Below are 22219 nucleotides of genomic sequence, written 5' to 3' on the forward strand. Positions count from 1 at the left end.
ATGTGTATAAGAGACAGGTCCTCGAGAATCCGGTCGAACTCGCGTAGCGTCATCTCGACGCCGTCCCGGAGGCTCTCGGCGTCGCCGCTGTCCTCCTCGAGAGCGCGTTTGAGGTTGTCGCGGACGCCGATGAGTCGCTCGACGAGGTCCTCGGCGGCGCGGTCTTTGATCTGTTGTTGGCGCTTTTTCGCGCGTTTCTTGTAATTCTGGAAATCCGCCTGCTTGCGCTTGAGCCGACTTTCGAGGTCCTCGATCTCCTCGCTGTACTCCTCGAGTCGCTCGTCGCGCTCGTTGACGGCCTGCTCGTACTCGTCCAGTTCGTCCTGAAGGTCGCCGATGGTTTCGGCCTGTGACTCGATGCGCTCCGTGAGGTCCTCGAGTTCCTCGCGCTGGTCGTTGACGGTCCCGTTGAGATTACGGGCCTCCTCGACGATGGAGCCGACCTTGCGGGCGAGTTCGTCGTCGTACTCCGTGACCCGATCGAGCACGTGCTGGATGTCATCGCTCGTTTCGGGCGCGTCGTCGGCCTCTCCAGCCGTCTCGGTATCCTGTTCCGCGTCGACCGTTCCGTCGGGCGTATCGGCGTCCGCGCTCGTGGCTGCCGATTCCGAGTCGGCCGCCTCGGGAGTCGGTTCCGATTCCCCATCCGTCGACGCCGCGGGACCCACGTCGGTCGGCTCGCCGTCGTCGGAGTCCGTCGCGGACGGGACACCCTGGGCTGACGTGTCCGTGCCCTCGTCTTCGCTCATATGCCAGTCAACGAACAGCGGTAATAAAAGGGTTGAGGTACCCGGATCACGGTGGCCGAGCGAGAACACGGCGTTGCCGTGCGGGGATGGTAACCGCGATCACCGGTTCGACGGTCGATACTGATAGGGCGCTGCGTCGACGGAAAACATCATAACCATTGTGTCCGTTCTAGGAGTATGAGTCAAGATGACAGGGAAATCGTCGCAGACGTAATGTCAACGCCGCTGGAGACGATTTCGGGAGATGAGACGGTAATGGAGGCGACGAAACGGATGCGCGAGACGGAGATCAACGCGTTGGTCGTTCGAACCTCGCCGCGGGCGATCATCAGCAGTACGGATGTCCTCGACGCCGTCGCTGCCGGCCGAGACGTTTCGGAGTTGACCGTGTCCGACGTGATGACGACCGACGTCGAGACCGCCACCCCGGACCTCTACATGGAAGAGGTCGCCGCGATGATGACCACCTACGGTATCAAACACCTCCCGGTCGTCGACGACGACTACGTCGGGATGGTCTCCTCGACCGACGTCACCGCCCATCTTTCGTAAGGTCGAGCGCGGAGGCAGTTCGCTGCTCTCGATATCACTGACACCGGACAGTATTTGTACGCCCTGCCCCGACTGTGGCCCGTGACGAGGGCAGCGAGCGGCACCGGGACCGTGATCGAACTCCGGTACGAGGACGGGACGATCCGCATCGACGGCCTCGAGGAGTCGTCGGTCTCGCCGTCGACGCTCCGACCGTCGGTCCCCGCCCTCGAGGCGGACTCACGAACGGACGGCTGGCGGGTTCCCGCCGGCAGCTACGCCGATTTACGGGCCGCCATAGCGGAGACGGCCCTCGCGGTCGACGATCGCGTCCTCGACCTCGCGTCCGTTCCGGCGCTCCGGTCGGCGTACGAACTCCGCGACTATCAGACGACGGCGCTCGAGACCTGGCTTGCGACCGACCGCTGGGCCGACGGCCCCGCTCTCGAGTCCGTCGGGCGAGCGCCCGCCGGCGTCCTCGAACTCCCGACCGGCAGCGGGAAGACGGTCATCGCGCTGCAGGCGATCGAACGGCTCTCGGTCCCGACGCTCGTCGTCGTCCCGACGATTGACCTCCTCGAGCAGTGGGAACGCGAACTCGACCGCGAGTTCGACGTTCCGATCGGTCGCTTCGGCGGCGGGGAACAGCGCCTCGAACCGATCACCGTCTCGACGTACGATTCGGCGTATCTCAAGGCGGATTCGGTCGGCGACCGGTTCGGTTGCGTCGTCTTCGACGAGGTCCACCACCTCGGCGGCGAGGGGTATCGCGAAATCCCCCGGCTGCTCGCCGCGCCGGCACGGCTCGGGCTGACCGCGACGTTCGAGCGGCCCGACGGTGCCCACGAGGTGATCGAAGAGATCGTCGGCCCGCTGGTCCATCGGGTCGACGTGGACGAACTCGCGGGGGACCACCTCGCGAACTACGACGTCAAGCGACTCGCGGTCTCGCTCACCCCTGCAGAGCGCGCGGAGTACGACCGGATGCAGGGGATTTTCACGGAGTACCTCGCGAAGTCGGGTATCGACATGCGGAGCGGATCGGACTATCAGGAACTCGTCAAGCGCTCCGGCACCGATCCCGAGGCTCGCGAGGCGCTGCTCGCTCGCCAGCGCGCGCGGGAACTCATGCTCGGGAGCGAGAACAAACTCGAGACGCTGGCGGGGATTCTCGACGACCACCGCAGCGAGCGGACGATCGTCTTTACCGCCCACAACGACCTCGCATACGACGTCAGCGAGCGGTTTCTGATCCCGACGATCACCCACCAGACCGGTGCCGCGGAGCGCCGGGAGATCTTGGAGCGCTTTCGCGAGGGGACCTATACCCGGATCGCGACCTCGAACGTGCTCGACGAGGGCGTCGACGTGCCCGATGCAACCGTCGCTGTCGTGCTCTCCGGCAGCGGCAGCGAGCGCGAGTTCACGCAGCGACTCGGGCGAATCCTGCGACCGACCGCCGACGGCGGACGCGCGCTGCTCTACGAGGTCGTCAGCGAGGAGACCGGGGAGGAGCGCGTCGCCGATAGACGCCGGTAACGATTTCCCTCCCGGGCTTCCGGTAGCCGTTCGGTTGACGGTTCGGTCGGCATCGATCTCCGTCGACGCGGCCGGTCGTCCCGCGACCGACGCGGCGCTGCTCGCATCGCTGGACACCGACCGCACTCGAGACGGCGTCGCTGACGGCGATGGGAGCGACACGCGAACGGGTATCCGTAGTCGTCCGTTCGGCGTCTCAGTCCGAGATCGGCTGCACCTCGACTTGATCGGAGCGGGAGGCAACGTAGCGGGCGACTTCGATGTGGGTATGGGTTTCGACGAGGTGACCCTCGAGCGTCCGGTCGAGTTCGAGTACGTCGCGGCAGATCGGACACTCGACCGGCGGTTTGAATACCATCTGTTCGTCACTCTCCGCCCGGTCGAGGGAAATCGATACAGCATGCATATGCCCGCGGATCCGTAATCGGGGTCGGCCGGGACGGACTCGAGCATCCCCGCGGTCGACGCGTCGCGGGCGTCCTGCTGCCGAAACGTCAATCACTAGTGTCCGCTGGACGGGCAGATGCACAGCACTGAGACGGCGCGAAACGCCGACCGCCGGGACGGCGGTGTTTCGGCCAGGACGGGAGGAGACGCAGCGAAAAGGCGTTTCCTCGAGCGGGGCGTATTCCGACGGGATGACCGAAGACCCGCCGACCGACTGGCAATTCGAGACGGTGTTTGCAGACGCGCTCGAGGCGGTTCCGGACGAGCAGTTCGACCGCGACCGATTCGTTCCGGGTGTCGGGCCGCTGTCGGCGGCCGTCGCGCTCGTTGGTGAGGCACCGGGGAAGCAGGAGGTCACGCAGGGCGAACCCTTCGTCGGGCAGGCGGGGCAGCAACTGGACCGCGCGCTCGAGGCGATCGGCTCCGACCGGCGGGACCTGTACGTGACCAACCTAGTGAAGGTGCGGCCGCCGGCGAACCGCGACCCCCACGTCGACGAGATCGAGGCCTGGCGGCCGGTGCTCGAAGCCGAACTCGAGCGCGTCGATCCGGCCGTGCTCGTCCCGCTGGGGAGTTTCGCGACGGCCGAACTCCTCGGGACCGATGCGACGATCACCGACCTGCACGGGCGAGCGTTCGAGCGCGGGGGGCGGACCGTTGTCCCGGCGTTTCACCCGGCCGCGGCGCTGTACGATCGCAGCAAGGTCGACGCCGTCGAATCGGATCTCGAGACCGCTCTCGAGGCGGTGTAGTGTCCCGGCGTTCGGTTCACCGGTGGTGGTGCGCTTTCGTCCCTGCAGCAGCACCGCACCGGTTCGCTCGTTACGTCCATTGATGGCGTTCCCGCACGTACTGTCCCCCGATGACCGATGCGTAAGTCCCATATCGCGGTTCTCGACCGTCTCGTCGACGGCGAGACGGCCGTCCTGCTGCTCGAGGCCGAGGGGGACGTGGTCGACGAGCGAACCGTCGCCGTCGAGACGCTGCCCGAAACCGGCCGACACGAGGGTGCCGTCTTCGAGGTGACCGTCGCGGAGGACGCGCTGCTCGAGGCCACGTACCGGGCGGATATCGAACGCGAGCGCCGGGAATCGACGCGGGAGCGGTTCGATCGGCTATCGGAACGGCTGTCGGACGCCGATCGCGGCGAGGAGTAGCACCACTCGGCCGGACGCGGAATCGAACGGGAGGAGGCCGAACCGGGATGGTTCGGGGGGATGACAGACGGCGACTGCCGTCCGTGTGGACCGCAGTGTGCCGCCAGCGCCATCTTTCACGGGGGGTGCATTAGCAATGGTGCCAAACTGTATCGGTGGGGAGACTCGTTCGTCTCCGTTCGGTGCGTGCCCTCCTTCGCTCGACCGAGATACGGATCCGCCGGATGCGATCGGAACGGATCCGATGGGTAGCTTCAAGACGGTTCTCGAGACAGGAACGGCTATGTTACGATCGTTCGACGGGACGGAACCGCAGGTAGCCGACTCCGCATACGTCGATGACGCCGCGGTCGTCATCGGCGATGTCGTCATCGAGGCGGATGCCAGCGTCTGGCCGAACACGACGCTGCGCGGCGATCACGGGACGATCGTCGTCGGCGAGGGGGCCAACGTTCAGGACAACGCCGTCCTCCACGAGACGGCCGAACTCGCACCCTACTCGACGGTCGGCCACAGTGCGATCGTCCACGACGCAACCGTCGCCGAGCGCGCGCTGGTCGGCATGAACGCGGTCGTCCTCGACGGTGCACACGTCGGCGAGGGAGCCGTCGTCGCCGCCGGCAGCGTCGTCACCGAAGGCACCGAGATCCCGGCATCGACGCTCGTCGCCGGGTCGCCCGCGGAACCGAAAACGGAGATCGAGGACGCCCACCTGCAGGCGACGGCCGACCGGTACGTCGACCTCTCGACGGAGCACGCGGAGACGTCCGAACGACTCGACTGACAGCGGCTGAAGCCGGCGTTAGCGTGTGGCCTCGTCGTCCACACCGAAGATGACCTCGCGAACGTCGTCGACGCCAGCCCGGCGAACCACGGCCCGGACCGGATCGCGCGCGCCGGCGAGGTTGTCCGAGTCACCGTCGAGGACCAGCAAGCGGGCCTCCCGTCCGGGTTCGACCAGCCCGTACTCGAGACCGGCGATCTCGGCCCCGTTGATCGTCGCCATCCGGAGGATTTCGGCGGCCGGCAGTGCGGAAAGCTTCGCCAGGAACTCCATCTCGCGGAACATCGACGGCGAGTTGAGCATCACGTTGTCCGTCCCCAGCGCGAGCGTCGTCCGCTCGTGTAGCTCCGCGTAGGGCGACAGCCCCACGTCGGTCACGAGGTTCGAGCGCGGGCAGACGACGATCGGTATCTCGCTGTCCGCGATCCGCTCCAGATGCACCCGTTCGGGGTGAACCATGTGTACCAGGAAGTCAGGATCGAGATCCAGCGCCGGGTTGATGTCGCTCTCGTCGACTTCCCCGGCGTGGATGCCGAACGGCTTGCCCGCCTCGCGCGTCGCCGTCCGTTCCCGATCGAAGCTGTCGTCGTTGGCCCCGCTCGCGCCGAACCCGTCGCCGGCGTGCATCGCGTCGATCGACCCGCGTGCGAACGACAGCGCGTCGATCGCGAGGTCGCTCGCGGCGTCCTCGAGCATGCGGACGCCGTCGACGCCCCCCTCCCGGAAGTCCAGACAGGCGGCCGTCCCAGCATCCCGCATGCACCGCAGCGATCGTTCCATCGCGGTCACGAGTTCGTCCCGGTCGGCGTCCCGGAGCAGCCGGTGTTTCAGGCCGTCGGGCGGCGCGACCAGTTCCTCGAGCGAGAGCCCGCCGCCGGCCTCCTTGGCGATCGAGTCGCCGATGTGGGTGTGGGCGTTGACGAACGCTGGCAGGATGATATCGTCGCTCTCGACGGACTCCTCCTCGATAGCCTCGATGCGGCCGTCGTCATCGATGACGACCCGTCCCTCGACGGGTTCGAACTCGCGGCCGCGGAGGATCGTTCCCGTTCGTTCCATACGCGTCAGTTCTCGGTCAGCGCCTTCAACGGTTCGGGGTGGGATCGACGCGCGGACTCGTCTCTCGGTCTCGATCGATGCGGACGGGGTGGCGAGCGATTCGACCGGCCCCGAAGGGGGAGACGCGAGCCTGAATCGGCTCCCCTGCCGCCCCGTCAGGGACGGCGGCCGTCATAGCCGTCTGGTCCCGCTACTCGACGAACTGGTCCAGGGTCGCGTCCATCCCGTCCCGGACCTCGCTGACCAGCGCCCCGTCGATATCCAGTCCGAGTACGTCCACCGCTGCCCGACCGACTCGGTCGCGCAGATCGCTCGGCGAGTAGACCCCGAGTCGCCACTGGGAGAACTGGGCCGCCCGGAGCGCCTCCACGAGCGGCGACTGCTGGCCGAGTTGTCGGATCTCGCCGTTGACCATCACGCGGGTCGTCGATTCGGTCATCGATGGGCGACTCGGCACGTCGAGGATGACGCGTGCCGGATCGACCCCCGCCCGATCGCTGATCTCGCGCTCGAACTCGCGGATCGTTCCGTGATCCGACTCGATAATCCCTCCGGGGACGTCGTTCATCTCGGCCCACACCGCCCGCTTGAACAGGTCTCGCTGGTCCAATCGCCGGGAGAACTCGCTCGTCGCCGCACACGAGCGTAGGGCCGCGATCAGATCGTGATCGTCCATCCGCTGGAGGCTCTCGGCGTCGATGTCCGGCCCGGACGCCTCGAGCAGCCGTTCCGTCGCCCGGCGGAGCATCGCCTTGCTGATTCGGGCGACGCTGTGGCTGTAGACGGTCGGGTTCATCAGCGCCCGCGCGACCAGCAGGCTCTCGGCGGTCTGGACGTTGCCCTCGTCGAGGACGAGTTCGCCGTCGACGAAGGTTAGCTCCCGGACCAGTCGGCCGTGATCGATCGTCCCGTAGGGAACGCCGGTGTGATGCGCGTCGCGCACCAGGTAGTCCATCCGATCCACGTCGAGTTCGCCCGAGACGAGCTGGCCGAACCGGCCCTCGCCGGCGACCAATCCCGCGACCGCCTCGGGGTCGAGGTCGTGCTCCCGAAGCACGTCCCCGACGGCCCCGTCGGCGAGCAGGTCGTCGACGTCGTCGTGGTAGCGCCCCGTTCGGCGGTAGGTCAGCGACTCGAGGTTGTGACTGAACGGGCCATGACCGACGTCGTGGAGCAGGGCGGCGGCGTGAACTCGGCGGGCTTGTCGCCCTTCGATCCCGAGTCGCTCGAGGGCTTCGCAGGCGAGATGATAGACGCCGAGGCTGTGTTCGAAGCGAGTGTGGTTGGCCGAGGGGTAGACCAGGGAGACGGTGCCGAGTTGGCTGATGTGTCGCAGCCGCTGTACCGCCGGCGTATCCAGTAGATCACGGGCGACGCCGTCGACCTGGATGTGGTCGTGGACGCTATCCTTGATGATCTTCATTGGTTGCAGTTGGGCCCGTTCGTACAAAAACTGTCGTCTCCTAGTGTCGATCGCGTCGGCTGCGTTGCCGTCGTGTCCGACGGACCGATTACGGCGACACCCACTCCCCGCGGTCGTCGCTGCGCTCGATCGCGTCGAGTACTTGCTGCGCGGCGAGACCGTCGTCGAAGTTCGGTTCGAACGCGTGTCCGTTTGCGACCGCACTGAGGAACTCGTAGTTCTCGTGGACGAAGGTGTGTTCCCAGCCCAGCACGTGGCCCGGCGGCCACCAGTGGTCGACGTAGGGGTCGTTCTCGTCAGTGACCAGGATCGTCTCGTAGCCGCGGTCGCCCTCGCGGAGCACCTCGAGTTCGTTCAGGCGCTCGAGGGAGAACCGCAGGCTTCCGTTCGAGCCGTGGATCTCGATCGTGTGGTCGTTCTTGTGGCCCGTCGCGAACCGCGAGGCTTCGATCGTCCCCATCGCACCGTTTTCGAACTCGAGGTGCGCGGAGTAGGCGTCATCGACCGTCACCGGTCTCGTTTCACCGTCGTCGTCCTCGACCGGCCGCTCGTCGACGAACGTCTGCAGGTGACCGCTGACCCGTTCGATCCCGCCGGCGAGATCGTCCGAGCCGACGAGAAAGCGGAGCAGATCGACCGTATGCGCGCCGAGATCACCCAGCGCACCCGATCCCGCGAGTTCCGCGTCGTTGCGCCACGACCACGGGGCGTCGGGGTCGACCAGCCAGTCCTGCAGGTAGCGGCCGCGGACGTGACGGAGTTCGCCGAGGTCGCCGTCCTCGAGCAGCCGCTTTGCGTACCTGATCGCGGGCACGAACCGGTAATTGAACGCACAGCCGGCGGGCACGTCGTCGCCCGCCGCGCGCGCCGTCTCGGCCATCACGCCGGCCTCCTCGAGCGTCGGCGCGAGCGGCTTCTCGCAGAAGACCGGCGTTCCAGCCTCGAGCGCGGCGACCGACGGCTCGCGGTGGACGTGATTGGGGCCGAGATTGTAGAAGACGTCCACGTCGTCGACGACCTCGACCCAGTCCGTCGAGATCGATGCGAACCCGAGACGGGCGGCGGCCTCGGTAAGCGCGTCCTCGTCGCGACCGACGAGCACGCTGCGTTCGATCTCGGGCGCGTCCGGGAAGAACATCGGCAGTCGCGCCATCGCGTTCGCGTGTGCCTTGCCCATGAACCGATAGCCGAGCACGCCGACCTCGAGTGTCATGAGCGGTCGTTCATCGGCCCCGTAGTTAGCGCTTTGCCGTGTATCGACGGCACCGAGCCGTCGGTCGAGTCGATGACGTGCGCCCCGACGGGACCCATCGACGGCCGCCGCAACCGTACGTTCGGAGTGACGGGACCGAACGCGAGCGGGCGTGGCTTACTCGAAGCCGCCGCGGTGGAGCGTTTCGGCGAGCGGCTTGCGATCGCTCGGCTGCTCGCGTTCCTGTAACTCCTCCGGGAGCGTTTCGGGGGGTGCGCGATCGCCGATCGCGACCATCGCCTCGACCGCGTACTCGTCGGGGACGTCGAGCACGTCGGCCGCCTGCTCGTAATCGAACCCGGCCATCCCGTGGACTGCCAGCCCGCGGCGTGCGCCCTCGAGCGCGAGGTTCTCCCAGGCCGCACCGGTGTCGAAGGAGTGGACGGGGGCCGGTTCGCCGTTGTGGTCGAAGGTCGTCTTCGAGACGATGACCGCGAGGACGGCGGCGTCGCTCGCCCACGTTCGGTTGTTTTCCGAAAGGAGATCGAGGAACGTCTCCCACTCGTCGTCTTCGCGGCTCGCGTAGATGAACCGCCAGTGCTGGTTGTTGAACGCGGAGGGGGCCCAGCGGGCCGCCTCGAACAGCGGGAGGTACTCCGCCGCGTCGAGCGAGTCGCCGGTCATCGCGCGCGGCGACCAGCGGTTGACGAACAGCGGATCGATATCGTGGTCGGGTTCGCGGTGCTCGGCGACTTCGTCACTGAGTTCGCGTCCAGTCTCGAAAGAGTCTTGCATCGACCGTTTATTTGTGCCCCACCTATGTATATATTATCGGACAAACAGGTTACCAGGTAACACTCGTGTCCGGTTCATGATGTTTGGTTTACCAGTTCCGTCGCCGACACGGTGTGTGGTAACTCGAGAAAGTAGCGGCCCCGGCGACAATCTCGGCAGGCGAGCACCCGCCGGCCGAACGTAGTGAGGGGACGATCGGTCAGTCGTCGGCCGGTGTCGGCGCACCGCGCTCGATGTCGATCTCGCCTGCATCGAGATCGGCTTCGACGTTGCGGGCCGCCTGCACCATGTTCGCCATCTTGCCGTAGGCGACGTCGCGGGGCAGTAGTTTCACGCCGCAGTCCGGCGAGATGACCAGCTGCTCGGGGGGGACGACCTCCAGCCCCTTCTTGATGTTTTCCTCGATCCGCTCGACGGACTCGACCTCGGCGACGTGAGCGTCGCAGACGCCGAGGGCGAGGTCCTTGGAGAACGCGGGGTCTTTGAAGACGTCCAGCTGATCGTAGTCGCCGTTGGCGAGCTCGAGGTCGAACTCGTCGACCGGGAACTCCAGAATCTCGGGGTAGATCCGGGAGTAGTCGCCGTAACAGACGTGGAGCCCGATGCGGACGTCGTCGGGAATGTCCGCGACGATGTGCTCGAGCGCTTCGCCGACGATGGCGTGGTCGTCGGGCGTGGTCGCGAGCGCAGGCTCGTCGATCTGGATGTATCGCGCGCCGGCGTCGACGAGTTTCTCGATTTCCTCGTTGACGAGGTCGGCCAGCTCCAAGGTGAGTTCGTCGTCGTCCTCGTAGGCCTCGTTGAACGACCAGTTCGCGAGGGTGTACGGCCCCGTGATCGGGACTTTGACCGGGCGGTCGCTCGCGTCGGCGGTGAACTCGTACTCGTCGACCAGCCACGACTCGTCGTACTCGACCTCGCTGACGACGCTTGGTTTGTCGAAGTAGTTGTGGCCCCAGACCTTGACGGGGCCGTTGAACTCGTAGCCCTCGATGCGGTGGGCGAAGAACTCGACCATCTCGTTGCGCCGCATCTCGCCGTCGACGACGACGTCGAGGCCGGCGCGCTCGTGTTCGTCCGTAATCAGGCGGGCCGCGTCGTCTTTCGCTTCCTGCCAGTTGTCCTCGTCGAAGTCGCTGTCCTCGTCCTCGTACAGATCCTTCGCCCGATTGAGCCACTTGGGCTTGGGGTAGGAGCCGACGACGGTCGTCAGCAGGAAGTGGTCGTGCTCGTGGTCGGGCTGTCGGAACTGATCCTTGTTCTCGTTCGTGCTCATGCTGCTTTCACCTCCGCGAGGTCCGCGGCTTCGGCAAGGACCTCGAGTTTCGCCACGTACTTGCCGTAGGGCAGGTAGAACGTCTCGGTGTTCGTCGTCAAATACACCGTCTCGAACTCGGTGACGCCGAGTTGGCCTTCGACCCACTCGGTTCGGTCGCGGATCGCCTCGGGGTCCTCGACGAGGGTGTTCTGGCCGTCCGCGAGGCCGAGCGCGACGTCGTCCGTCGTGCCGTACTCCTGGATGTTGTAGAGGTTGTCGTCCTGGTTCGCGACGAAGTCGAAGCCGACCGCGTCGATGTCGGCATCGAGCAGGTGTGCGTAGACCTTCTCTTCGAGTGCGCCCCAGTAGGGCTGGACCACGACATCGGCGTCGGTCGCGTTCGCGACCCGATCGATCGCCTCGCTTGCACGCGCGTCTTCCCCGTCCGCGGGTGGGTTCTCGACCAGCGACGGCTCGAGCAGGAACAGCGTCTCGTGGGCCGGGAAGGCGTCGACCTCGGCTTCGAGAAACGCCGCGATCGCCGCGAGGAAGTCGCCGTCGTCGCCGTAGTACTCGTCAGTCGCGAGATCGTAAAGCGAGTACGGGCCGGGGAGGACGGCCTGGAGATCGTCGCTACCAACCCGCTCCACCGTCGCCTCGAGTTCCGATGCGATGTCACCGGTCGGCTCGAGGTCGTCGGTGACGACCGGCTCCCGATAGAAGTTGTTGTTGTCGTAGTAGCGGACGATGCCGCGGGTTTCGACGGCGTCGGCGACGGCCAGCGGGTGAGCGAGCATGTCGTCCCAGCGCAGTTGGCCCTCCACGATGCGGTCGAGGCCGGCGTCTTGCTGGACGCCGATCACTTCTTCGCGGGCCTCCTCGTAGGCGGCGGTGATTTCCTCGCCTTCGTCGCCGCTGACGAGGTCGTGTTTCTGGTGGCCCTTGAGATCGGAGAGGTCGTCTTTCGCCCAGTCCGGAAGCGGATACAGCCCCGGCGTGGTCGAAACGTACTCAGTCATCGTAGACTCGGATAGGATATACCGATGCTTAATATTTTTCATCCAGTCCAATAACTCTAAGTTATTTTAGTTGCGACGGGTTCCAGAGATCTTCCTACCGGACATCGGTGGCGAAAAACGGGCTGAACCGCTCGAAAATTCGTGATCGCTTACCGAAGCAACTCGAGCACCGTCAGCGTCTCGAAGGGGAACGACTCGTCGGCGACGGCCACGGCACTGAACCCGTGGTCGCCGGCCTCTTCGACCACCCCGTCGACCCCCGTCAGGCTACTCACGAGCAGGTAGACGACGCCGTCAGGTGTGAGCACGCGGCCGACACGCTCGAGGAAGGGATCGATGACGGCCCGACCGTCCTCGCCCCCCGAGAGCGCGTGCTCCATCCAGTCGTCCCACTCGTTTTCGGGATCGGTCGGCAGATACGGCGGATTGAATGCGACCGCGTCGAACGCCCCGTCTCGAAACGGCGAGACGAGATCCGCCCGGACCGTCTCGACGCCCTCGGTGCGAGCCTGGCGGACGGCGTGTGGGTTCAGGTCCGACGCGACGACCCGAGCGGCCGTCTCGTCGGCGATCCGTGCGGCGATATAGCCCGAACCGGTGCCCACCTCGAGCACCGTCTCGCTCCCCGCGAGGCGCTCGCAGGCTGCCTCGGCCAGCAGCTTGGAGTCCTCGGCGGGCTGGTAGACGTCCGGTTGGTCGTCGCGTCGTTCCTCGAGCGTCATTCGTTCTCCTCCAGTGTCGTCATACGGTGTTCTCGTCCTGTCTCGTCGCGTCCGTCGGATGCCGATCTCTCGTCTGCGATCCGGAACCCACCGCTCTCGGCTCGCCCGGAGAGTTCGCGCTGCGGGAACGGGATCTTGATGTCTTCGCCTTCGAAGGTCCGCTTGATCGCATCGATCGCGGCGGTTCGAGCCATCCAGTAGCGTCTGGCGCTCGGCTTGTCGATCCAGAACCGCACGCCGAGCACCACCGCGGAGTCACCGAAGGACTTCCCCACGACCTGCGGCGACGGCGCGGACAGCACCTCGTCTATGTCGGCGACCGCGTCCTCGGCGAGGTCGGCGGCCCGTTCCACGTCCGTCCCGTAGTCGACGCCGACCTCGACCTCGAGTCGCAGACGGCCCCGCTTCGAGCGATTCGTCACCATACTCGAGGCGATCACGTCGTTGGGGATCATGATGTACTCGCCGTCGAACGACCGGACGCGGGTGTTGACGATCGAGATGTCGGTGACGATCCCCTCGTCGTCTTCGATCTCGATCCAGTCACCGATCTCGAAGGGGCGAGCGAACATCAACACGAACCCCGCGAGCACGGTGCCGAGCGTCTGTCTGGCGGCCATCCCGAGGACGATCCCGAGGAAGCCGGCCCCGACGAGCAGGCTCCCGAGGTCTTCGATCCAGATGCCCAGGATCACGACGAGCGAGACCGACCAGATGATCACCTGCGAGAGGCGGTGGGTGACCTGTCGCTGGTGCTCGGTGACGGCCGCCGTCGAGTCCATTACCTCCTCGATCACCCGGCGGACGAACCGCGTCACGATGACCGTCAATACGAGCAAAATGAACGAAAAGACAGCACGCGGAACGGCGTCTCCGCCCGGATCGAGTTCCGTATAGAGCCGTTGGATTTCGTCGCCGCGACCCCACACGCCCGTGACGACGGCGGTGCTGACCGCACACGCGCTGATGAGCAGCGCCATCGCGACGATGTCGGCGTACAGCGGCCGCGCTCGCTCGGCCACCCACGCGTGAATCCGCTGATAGGCGAGCAACATGGCGACGACGAGGCCGACCGCTCCGACCGACACCGCGATTTTGAGGGTCGTCGTCGGAAACAGGTCCGACAACCAGTCGAACCCCGTCACTAATCCGAGCATGCGTTCGTCTCTCGAGTTCGTCGGCAGCGCAGCTTTGTGTATCCGTTGGTTGGTTCGTTCCGTTCACGGCCCCAACGAGCGGTCCCTCTCGGAGCCGCGGGAGACTTACTCGTCAGCGGGCTCGCCGACGTCTCTCGCGAGTTGGGCCAGCGCGGCGAACTCGGCGGGAGCCATCGCCCCGGCTCGCTTTCCCAACACGTCCTCGTCGGCCGCATCGACGACCGCCTCCGGCTCCGCGAGCCCGGAAATGTGTGCCGTGTTCCGGATGGCGTTGCGGATCGTCTTCCGTCGCTGGGTGAACAGCGCCTTGACGAACCGCAGGAAGAACGCCTCGTTTTCGACCGCGTAGTCGGGGTCGCGCGGAACCGCCCGAACCACCGCGCTCTGAACCGCCGGCGGCGGCGAGAACGCCTCCTTCGGGATCGACTCGACGAGTTCGACATCCGCGTAGTGCTGACTCGAGACCGAGAGCCGGCCGTACTCCGAGGTGCCCGGGTCGGCCACCATCCGCTCGGCGAATTCCTGTTGGAACATCATGACGAGCGGCTGCTTCTCGGGGAAGAGTCGAAACGCGATCTCGCTCGAGACGCCGTAGGGAAGGTTCGACACCGATGCGGTAAAGTCGGGCAGGTCGACCTCGAGGGCGTCACCCTCGATGACGGTCAGTTCCCCGGCGTCGATCTCCCCGGCGAACTCCTCGCGCAGAAAGGCGGCGAGGTCGCGGTCCCGCTCGACGACGGTGACCTCGTCGCCGATCGCGAGCAGTCGATCCGTCAGCGCGCCCGTTCCGCCGCCGATCTCGAGCAGGTGGCTCGTATCGGCGTCGGTTTCGTCGAGATAGGTCGGCAGGCGGTCCAGCACCCGGTCGTCGACGAGGAAGTGTTGATCGCGGTCCGGATCGCCGCGGACGCCGGCCCGGGCGATCAGTCCGTCTGGATCTCTCATTGCCGACGCTTCGGCCGGGCCCGGTGTAAACGCACCGTCTCAGACGTCTCGGTCCGTCAGGGCACCCGTGCCCGGCGGCTGTTCGAGTCGCCTGCGAAAGCCACGCTAACGGTTGCCGTCGGTTCCGGGCTCGTCCCGCTGCCGTTCCGCGGGCTTGGAATCGCGTTACTGATTCTGCTCCTGCTCGCGTCGCCCCACGAACGTCTGGTACTTCAGATCGTCGTCGCGAAGCTCCTCGAGAATGCGATCGACGAGGATCTCGTCGGGATCGTGCAGTCCCGAGACGCGCTCGGACAACTCGTCGAAACTCTCGAAGGGCTTGCGCTTTCGTTCGTCGAGGATGCCGTTGCGGAGTTTCTTCCCGATCCCTGGCAGCAGGTTCAGCTGGTGGAGTCGCAGCGTGATCGGTTGGGCGTCGTTGTAGAAGTCGACGAACCGCTCCTCGTTCTCCTCGACGAGGTCGGCGACGACGTACTCGAGTTCCGATTGGGCCCCCGACGAGAGGTCGTCGTACTCGACGCGGTGGCACTCGGTGACGACCCCCCGCTCGGCGGGCGGTTCGACGACGACTTCGCTACCGATCGTGAGCCGCTCGTCCTCGTCGAACGCGACCTGATAGAGCTGGAAGTCCTCGATCCCGACAGCGTAGCCCGCCGGTGACTTCGCGTACTGCGGTCGGCCATCGTCCGACAGCCCGTGTGCCAGATAGTCCAACACGACCGCGCGCCGAACGTCCGTCTCGTCGCCATCGGCTTCGCTCATTGGTTTACGCTACGGCGACGGCGTACTTAAAGAGTCGGCTCGCTTTCAGACGACCGAACATCGAAGGGTTCCGTCGCGTCCGCCCTCGAACCGTCGATCGGTTTCGACTGGCGGTCGTCTCAGGCGTATTTGGCGACGACGTTGAGAATCTCGTCGAGTTCCTCCCCCGACAGCGAGTACCGCTGCTGTGCGTACACCGATCGGAGCTCGTCCCGATCCCGCGGCAGCAGGTTGGCGATCTTGTAGGCCGTCGGTTCGTCGACCTTTTCGATGTCCTGCAGGTCGTCGACGAGCGCCTGGGCCTCCTCGGGCTCGAGGACGGCGAATCGGTTCGCGTGTTCGATCGCTCGCGCGAGCTCGTAGCGCAGCTCGCGATCCTCGTCCATCGCGCGTTCGGCTTCGATGTCGGCGAGCAGCTCCTTCGTTTCCGAGACCGTCAGGAACTCCTCGTCGACGATCTCTTTGAAGATCGTCATCCTGCGGTTAGATCCGGCTCTTTTCCTGGTTCTGTGCGCGCATGTGGGCGGCGGTCACGAGCAGCGTTTTCTCCTTCCCGCCGTCGACGATCTCGACCTTGAAGGCGTCGCCCTGTTTCCCGACGACCTCACCGGTGCGACCGTCGAATCGCGGGTGGAAGCGACCGTCCGGGGTGCTCGGATCGATCTTCAGGTGGACTTTCTCCCCTTCCTCGTACTCCTGAATCGCACGCTGTGGCGGCGAGGTACCGCGGTCTCGAGGATCGTTCGCGAGCTTTCTCCGGGTTCCCTGACGAGGGCCATTAGATTTCGGCATAGTCGTACGACCGCTTTGTCCGGTGACGGTTATAAAACACACGTATTCCACCCACCGGATTCCGTCGGGGGCTGGGCGTACGCCGCTCGCACGATATCGGGAGGGGCAGTCGGAGTATCGCCTCCTGAACGTCCGGGTCCGGGACGCTCACGCGTGGAGGAAACTCATCGCGTAGAACAGCGACCGCTCGTAGACATCCGGTTCGATCGAGAACCCCAGATGCGAGCCGATGTAGGCGTTGTTGAAGTGGGCGTGCCGCGGTCCCTTCAGGATTCGCAGCGTCAGCCGGGGGTCCATCTCCATCCGGACTCGTCGCCGATCGGTTCGCTCCGGGAGCCCGTCGGTGATTTCGTGCTCGCCGCCGTCGGCCGTAAACCGCAGGTAGCGGTCGTCGACCAGCGAGAGGACGACCTCGGTCTCCGACTCGAACCCGATCTCGCGGCGCTTCGCGTCGAAGTTCTCGTAGGCCGCGGGCACGTACTCCCGGAACTCCGCCGGCGTCGGCATCGGATCCGACTCGTAGGTGAACTCCCGGTCCGCCAGTTCGGTGTCGATGTACTCCCGGCGCGCGTCGGGATCGACGGGCTCGTAGGGGTCGGATTGCTCGCCGGCGGCGACATCGAACCAGTCGCCGCTGTTGAGGAGCACGCACTCGGCGTCGTCGTCGACCCGGTCCTCCTCCGCGAAGTAGTCCCGCGCCTGCGTTCGCGTCGACCGCGCGACGTACTCGTTCAGGTCCGCGAGGTCGCCCGCGAGCGTGTAACTCCCCGCGAAGGGCATGTAGTAGTCGGGCTCGAGCAGTTCGAGGAAGCCGACGGCGTTGTCCAGCGACTGGAGCCGGCGCTCCTCGCGTTCGGCGAGCAGTTTCTCGTGGGAGTAGTCGATCCGGCCCTGCGGATAGCCGCCGGCGAAGGTGTACTGCAGCATCGCGAGATCGATCTCGCCGTACTGCTGTTTCACGCGGCCGGCGGCGTGTCGGGACATCGGCCAGCGACAGTCGTTCAGATTGAGGACGGTGTGCTCGCCGTCGTCGAAGACCGCCATGGAGTCGATCTGCGTCGAGCCGTCGATCCCCTGCGTGCTCGCGTCCTCGGCCATCCACGGACAGGCAAAGTGGTTCCCACAAACCTCGGGGTCGCAGTCGTCCGACGCGAGCACGTTCACGTACAGGTCCCCGCCGAGGTGAACCCGCTCGTCGTGTGGGAGTTCGCGGACGCCGAACCCGGCCGCTTCGACGTTGTGTTTGAGGAAGTCCCAGTTGTAGTCGTGTATCAGAACCGGAATGTCGGAGTCGAGGCGCTCGAGCGTCGCCCGATGACAGTGATCCGGATGAATGTGCGAGATGTAGATGTAATCGACGTGATTGAGGTCTTCGGGGTCGAGTTCGACTGGCGGATAGTGTGCCCAGGCACCGTAGAACGCGCCGTCGACGATCCAGGGGTCACAGAGGACTGCCGTGTCTTCCGATTCGACGAGAACGGTTGACGATTTGATGTGCCGAACGCGCATATGGCTTGAAATGACAATCGGACGGATATACGCTCGCAGGAGCTACACAGTCTGAGAACGAATCCGCCGTCGAGAACGAACGGAGTCGAGCCGCCGGCGGGACCGTCGATGCCTCGGCCGAGAGAGCAAGAGTAACCCCGCTCGATTTCGTTGGGGTCGGTATGGACGACGACTCCGACCGACGAATCGAGACCAGATCGATCCACGCCGGCCAGAACCCGGACGAGGAAACCGGCGCGCTGATGACCCCGATCCACGCCAACTCGACCTATAAACAGGACGCCCCTGGCGCACATCGTGGCTACGAGTACTCCCGGACCGGCAACCCGACCCGAACGGACCTCGAGGCGAACCTCGCGAGCCTGGAACACGCCGAGTACGGCCGGGCGTTCGCCAGCGGGATGGCCGCGATCAACACCGTCCTCAATCTGCTCGAGGCCGGCGACCACGTCATCACCGGCAACGACGTCTACGGCGGCACCCACCGCATCTTCACACAGGTCTACGAGGACTACGATATCGAGTTCTCGTTCGTCGATATGACCGACCTCGACGAGATCGACGCGGCGTTTCGCGAGGAGACGGCACTGCTCTGGCTCGAGACGCCGACGAACCCGCTCATGTCGATCGTCGATATCGCGGGCGCGGCCGAGATCGCCCACGACAACGACGCGCTCTGTGCGATCGACAACACCTTCGCGACGCCGTATCTCCAGCGGCCGCTCGACCTCGGGGCGGACATCGTCTCCCACTCGCTGACCAAGTACCTCGGGGGCCACTCGGACGTGGTCGGCGGCGCGCTCCTGACGAACGACGAGGAGTTAGACGAACGGTTCGGCTTCTACCAGAATTCCGTCGGCGCGACGCCCGGCCCATTCGAATCCTTCCTCGTCCTCCGAGGCACCAAGACCCTGCCCGTCCGCATGGACCGCCACTGCGAGAACGCCCGCGCGATCGCCGAGTGGCTCGACGATCATCCCGACGTCGAGCGGGTCTACTACCCGGGCCTCGAGTCCCACCCCGGCCACGAGATCGCCGCCGAACAGATGGACGACTTCGGCGGCATGTTGAGTTTCGAACTCGACGCGACCCTTGAGGAAGCGAGCGAGGTCGTCTCGAACACCGAGGTGTTCACGCTCGCGGAGAGCCTCGGCGGGGTCGAGAGCCTGATCGAACAGCCCGCACCGATGACCCACGCCGCGATTCCCCGCGAGGAGCGCATCGAGGCCGGACTCACGGACAGCCTGATCCGTGCGAGCGTCGGCATCGAGCACGTCGACGACCTGATCGCCGACCTCGAAAGCGCGATCGACGCCGTTCTGGCGTAACCGAGCGACCGACGCCGGCCATCTCCGGGGTCCCGACGGCCGAAATCCAGCCGCGTGCCCGTCCAAACGGCCAGTGAACTTTACATGGTTGACCTTCGAGTTTATCCATGGTCCTCGGGACGGGAATCGACCTCATTCAGGCAATCTACGCGATCGTCGCCGTCAATAGCCTCGTGCTCGCCGCCGTCCTCTACCGACACCGCGAGCGGATCGGCGCGATCCCGTTACTCGTGAACGTCCTGGCGACGGGGCTGTGGGCCGCATCGCTGTTGGCCAGAACGGCCGTCGACCCGGAGAGCGCCCTCGCCCACGCACTGTTGGTGAGCCTCTTTCTCGGCGTCGGACTGTATCTGCTGACACTGCTCGTGTTCACGCTCGAGTATACCGGACGGGAACAGTTTGTCAGGCCGTCGACGATCGCGATACTCTCGATCGAGCCGCTACTGGTACTCGCCTTCATCGCCGTGAATCCCGGACAGCGGTTCTTCACCGTGGTCGACGGCACCGTCGAGTGGGGGATCGTGTTCTGGGCACACGTGGTCTACGCCTACGCGATTCTGACCGTCGCCACGGTGTTGATCGTCGGCCTCCTCTATCGTTCGCAGTCCCTCTACCGGGGCCAGACCGCCACGCTGGTCGTCGGGACGGTCGCGGCCTGGGCCGCGAACGCCCTCTACGTCTTCGGCCCCGTCGATGTCGAGGTCTCGCCGGTCGGGTTCCTCGTGACCGGGGCCCTGTACGCGGTCGCGATCACGCGCTACCGGCTGACCGATATCGTCCCGATCGCTCGCGACCGCGTGCTGGCGACCGTTTCGGACGCCGTCTTCGTCGTCGACGAGCAGGAACGGTTGATCGATCTGAACCCCGTCGGCCGGGACCTGCTCGAGGACATCGACTCGTCCCCGATCGGGGCGGACATCGACGCGCTGCTGGCCGATCGTCCCGAACTCAGGGAGGGCTACCGGGACCTGACCGCCACGCCGACGCGGGGCGACCGCGAGTTCGAACTCAGTGACGGGCACTATCACGTCCGGACGACGCCGATCGAGGACGGCCGCGACCGTCAGGTCGGCTGGCTCGTTATGATCCGAGACATTACGGACCGCAAGCGTCGGGAAGCACAACTCGAGCGACAGAACGAGCGCCTCGAGCAGTTCGCCGACCTGGTCTCCCACGATCTTCGCAATCCCTTGAACGTCGCGAACGGCTACCTCGACCTCGCTCGGGAAGCCGACGACGACGCGGCGTATCTGGCGGAAATCGAGCAGTCCCACGACCGGATGGAAACCATCATCGAGGACGTCCTCACGCTCGCTCGCGAGGGGGCAGACGTGACCGATCCGGAGCCGGTCGCGCTGGCTGCCATCGCCGGCCGGGCGTGGAGCGGCGTCGATACCGGCGCGACGTCGATCACGATCGACGCCGACGTCACGGTTCTTGCCGATCCCGAGCGGACCACGCGACTGCTCGAGAACCTGTTTCGCAATGCGATCGAGCACGGAAGCGAGCGTGGAGACAGTGCCGACCTCGAAATCACGGTGGGAACGCTCGCAGACGCGCCCGGCGGCTCGGTCACGGGGTTTTACGTCGCGGACGACGGCGTCGGGATTCCACCAGCCAAGCGCGAGCACGTCTTCGAGGGGGGCTACACGACCGACGAGGACGGAACGGGGCTCGGGCTCTCGATCGTCTCCGAGATCGCGACGGCCCACGAGTGGACCGCATCCGTCACCGAAAGCGAGACCGGCGGTGCCCGATTCGAGTTCCGCGGCGTCGAGACGACCGCGGACGCGCCGGCCTCGAACGGCGGTTCGGAACCCGACCTCGAGTCCGACTCGGTAGAGCCCTAACCGGTCGCGGACTCGCTGGATTCCTCACGAAGCGGAGTCGGTTCCGTCACTCGTCGCGGGTGCCACCGTCCAGATAGTACTGAATCCGGTCTCGGCTCGATTCGGCCACTTTCACGAACGCGACGACGCGCTCGTCGTCCTCGCGGCGGTCGAACCGACGGTCGATCGTCAGCGACTGGTCGTCTAGGTGCTCGAACAGCGCGTCGATCGCGTCGGGGTCGCCCCTGACGGTATGGCGTTCCCCGACCTGATCGCCGTCTCGAACGTCGCGAATGGTCGAGACCATCGGGTGGAGGATCGATTCGCCGAGGTCTCGCGCTCGCTCACGGAGTCGGTCGTCGGAGTCGCCCGATTCGACGGCCTGAAACGCGTCACGAACGATCCGGGAGAAGACGAAGTCCCGGCCGTGTTCGAAGGGGAGCGAGAACGCGTAGGCGAGTTCCGCGTGATGGTGGGACTCCGTCGTGTACTTGATCATCGACTCGCCGTCCGCCGATTTGACGACGACGCCCTCCCGTCCCGCCGCATCGAGTTCGTCGATGGCGTCTCGCACCGTCTCCACGGCGGCGGACGGCTCCGAGCGCCCGAACCACCGCGGCTGGCCGACGCTGTACTCCGCACAGAGGGTCCGTCGGTCGGCCACGGGAACGGGATCGCCGGACTCCCGGTCCCGAACGTCGAACACCCGAAACTCGTGGGAGTCGATGTCCTCGTAGTCGTGGCTCGTGTAGGGCGTCTCCGGCCCGATCAGCTCGGTACAGAGGACTTTCGTCGGATGCTCCGCGAAGAAAGCAGCCAACGGAAGCCGGTCGCGCGCTCGTGCCGTCGTATACGGACAGACGTAGCCGCCCCTAGTGAACGCAAGGGGAGCATCACCGTCGTCTCCGGCGACCGCGATGCGGACGTTGAACCCGTCCAATTTCTCCTCGATGGCGACGCTATCGGTCCCCTGGAAGAACGAGGGGATACCGGGCTCGAGCACGAGGACCCGCGGAATGCTTGGATAGCCGCGGACGACGGCGTCGCTCTCCTCGACGATGACCGTTCCGCGCTCGACGCCGTGGCGGGCGGCGGTCAGCACGTGGTGGGTCCGACCGCCCACCGACCGCTGCTCGAAGTGTTCGAAGAGGTCAGCGGGCTCGTCGGTGGTGGCCCCGAGCCGCTCGAGGTAGTCCTCGCGGTCCATGCGTCGTTCGACCAC

At 65.8% G+C, this 22219-nt stretch carries 23 protein-coding genes; 7 read left to right on the forward strand and 16 right to left on the reverse strand.

Annotated features, from left to right (window positions below):
- Nucleotides 1-749, reverse strand: a 749-nt coding sequence (gene grpE / locus C487_RS05145) for a nucleotide exchange factor GrpE (RefSeq protein WP_006184630.1), incomplete at its 3' end; no start/stop codon positions are given.
- Between the two features lie 177 nt (nt 750-926).
- On the opposite strand from grpE, the gene C487_RS05150 reads away from it, so the two are divergent.
- Nucleotides 927-1301 (forward strand): CBS domain-containing protein, encoded by a 375-nt coding sequence (locus C487_RS05150; protein WP_083864505.1) that lies wholly within the window; start codon nt 927-929, stop codon nt 1299-1301.
- A 54-nt stretch (nt 1302-1355) separates the two neighbouring features.
- Nucleotides 1356-2819 carry a DEAD/DEAH box helicase family protein gene (locus C487_RS05155; protein ID WP_006184632.1) on the forward strand — a complete coding sequence of 488 codons (1464 nt, stop codon included), beginning with the start codon at nt 1356-1358 and terminating at the stop codon, nt 2817-2819.
- A gap of 196 nt (nt 2820-3015) precedes the next feature.
- Here C487_RS05155 and C487_RS20930 read toward each other — a convergent pair whose 3' ends face one another.
- Nucleotides 3016-3177, reverse strand: a complete 162-nt coding sequence (locus C487_RS20930) for a hypothetical protein (RefSeq protein WP_006184633.1) — start codon at nt 3175-3177, stop codon at nt 3016-3018.
- Nucleotides 3178-3457: 280 nt separating this feature from the next.
- Here C487_RS20930 and C487_RS05165 point away from each other — a divergent pair, with 280 nt between their 5' ends.
- The 3 genes from C487_RS05165 (at nt 3458) to C487_RS05175 (ending at nt 5207) form a co-directional block, all read left to right on the forward strand.
- Complete coding sequence (locus C487_RS05165) at nt 3458-4018, forward strand: uracil-DNA glycosylase (RefSeq protein ID WP_006184634.1); 561 nt, start codon at nt 3458-3460, stop codon at nt 4016-4018.
- 117 nt (nt 4019-4135) lie between these two features.
- Complete coding sequence (locus C487_RS05170) at nt 4136-4423, forward strand: DUF3006 family protein (protein ID WP_006184635.1); 288 nt, start codon at nt 4136-4138, stop codon at nt 4421-4423.
- Nucleotides 4424-4667: 244 nt separating this feature from the next.
- Nucleotides 4668-5207 (forward strand): gamma carbonic anhydrase family protein, encoded by a 540-nt coding sequence (locus C487_RS05175; RefSeq protein WP_006184636.1) that lies wholly within the window; start codon nt 4668-4670, stop codon nt 5205-5207.
- 18 nt (nt 5208-5225) lie between these two features.
- Here the strand turns inward: C487_RS05175 and C487_RS05180 are convergent, their stop codons facing one another.
- The 13 genes from C487_RS05180 to C487_RS05240 all read right to left on the reverse strand — a co-directional run bounded on the left by C487_RS05180 (nt 5226) and on the right by C487_RS05240 (nt 17840).
- Nucleotides 5226-6266, reverse strand: coding sequence for an amidohydrolase family protein (locus tag C487_RS05180; protein ID WP_006184637.1), 1041 nt, complete (start codon nt 6264-6266; stop codon nt 5226-5228).
- A 190-nt stretch (nt 6267-6456) separates the two neighbouring features.
- Nucleotides 6457-7689 carry an HD domain-containing protein gene (locus C487_RS05185; RefSeq protein ID WP_006184638.1) on the reverse strand — a complete coding sequence of 411 codons (1233 nt, stop codon included), beginning with the start codon at nt 7687-7689 and terminating at the stop codon, nt 6457-6459.
- Between the two features lie 88 nt (nt 7690-7777).
- Nucleotides 7778-8902 carry a Gfo/Idh/MocA family protein gene (locus tag C487_RS05190; protein WP_006184639.1) on the reverse strand — a complete coding sequence of 375 codons (1125 nt, stop codon included), beginning with the start codon at nt 8900-8902 and terminating at the stop codon, nt 7778-7780.
- 156 nt (nt 8903-9058) lie between these two features.
- Nucleotides 9059-9676 (reverse strand): nitroreductase family protein, encoded by a 618-nt coding sequence (locus C487_RS05195; protein ID WP_006184640.1) that lies wholly within the window; start codon nt 9674-9676, stop codon nt 9059-9061.
- A gap of 199 nt (nt 9677-9875) precedes the next feature.
- On the reverse strand, nt 9876-10952 hold the full coding sequence (locus C487_RS05200; protein ID WP_006184641.1) for a methionine synthase: 1077 nt from the start codon (nt 10950-10952) through the stop codon (nt 9876-9878).
- On the reverse strand, nt 10949-11953 hold the full coding sequence (locus C487_RS05205; RefSeq protein ID WP_006184642.1) for a hypothetical protein: 1005 nt from the start codon (nt 11951-11953) through the stop codon (nt 10949-10951). The genes C487_RS05200 and C487_RS05205 overlap by 4 nt, the downstream gene beginning before the upstream one ends.
- 149 nt (nt 11954-12102) lie before the next feature.
- Complete coding sequence (locus tag C487_RS05210) at nt 12103-12675, reverse strand: HemK2/MTQ2 family protein methyltransferase (protein ID WP_006184643.1); 573 nt, start codon at nt 12673-12675, stop codon at nt 12103-12105.
- Nucleotides 12672-13832, reverse strand: a complete 1161-nt coding sequence (locus C487_RS05215) for a mechanosensitive ion channel family protein (RefSeq protein WP_006184644.1) — start codon at nt 13830-13832, stop codon at nt 12672-12674. Before C487_RS05215 ends, C487_RS05210 begins: the two co-directional genes overlap by 4 nt.
- Nucleotides 13833-13937: 105 nt before the next feature.
- Complete coding sequence (locus tag C487_RS05220) at nt 13938-14777, reverse strand: 16S ribosomal RNA methyltransferase A (RefSeq protein ID WP_006184645.1); 840 nt, start codon at nt 14775-14777, stop codon at nt 13938-13940.
- Nucleotides 14778-14942: 165 nt separating this feature from the next.
- Complete coding sequence (locus tag C487_RS05225) at nt 14943-15539, reverse strand: DUF655 domain-containing protein (RefSeq protein WP_006184646.1); 597 nt, start codon at nt 15537-15539, stop codon at nt 14943-14945.
- Between the two features lie 119 nt (nt 15540-15658).
- Nucleotides 15659-16015, reverse strand: a complete 357-nt coding sequence (locus C487_RS05230; RefSeq protein WP_006184647.1) for an RNA polymerase Rpb4 family protein — start codon at nt 16013-16015, stop codon at nt 15659-15661.
- 7 nt (nt 16016-16022) lie between these two features.
- Nucleotides 16023-16331, reverse strand: coding sequence for a 50S ribosomal protein L21e (locus C487_RS05235; protein ID WP_006184648.1), 309 nt, complete (start codon nt 16329-16331; stop codon nt 16023-16025).
- Nucleotides 16332-16478: 147 nt separating this feature from the next.
- Entirely contained in the window at nt 16479-17840 is a 1362-nt protein-coding gene (locus C487_RS05240) for an MBL fold metallo-hydrolase (protein WP_006184649.1), read from the reverse strand.
- Between the two features lie 161 nt (nt 17841-18001).
- Between C487_RS05240 and C487_RS05245 the strand changes: the two genes are divergently transcribed.
- Nucleotides 18002-19168, forward strand: coding sequence for a cystathionine gamma-synthase (locus tag C487_RS05245; protein WP_006184650.1), 1167 nt, complete (start codon nt 18002-18004; stop codon nt 19166-19168).
- A 107-nt stretch (nt 19169-19275) separates the two neighbouring features.
- A complete protein-coding gene (locus C487_RS05250) occupies nt 19276-21018 on the forward strand; it encodes a histidine kinase N-terminal 7TM domain-containing protein (protein WP_006184651.1) in 1743 nt (580 codons plus the stop codon).
- A gap of 46 nt (nt 21019-21064) precedes the next feature.
- Here the strand turns inward: C487_RS05250 and C487_RS05255 are convergent, their stop codons facing one another.
- Complete coding sequence (locus tag C487_RS05255) at nt 21065-22204, reverse strand: RNA ligase (RefSeq protein ID WP_006184652.1); 1140 nt, start codon at nt 22202-22204, stop codon at nt 21065-21067.
- Between the last annotated feature and the right edge of the window lie 15 nt (nt 22205-22219).

Source organism: Natrinema pallidum DSM 3751, assembly GCF_000337615.1.
Classification (GTDB): Archaea; Halobacteriota; Halobacteria; order Halobacteriales; family Natrialbaceae; genus Natrinema; species Natrinema pallidum.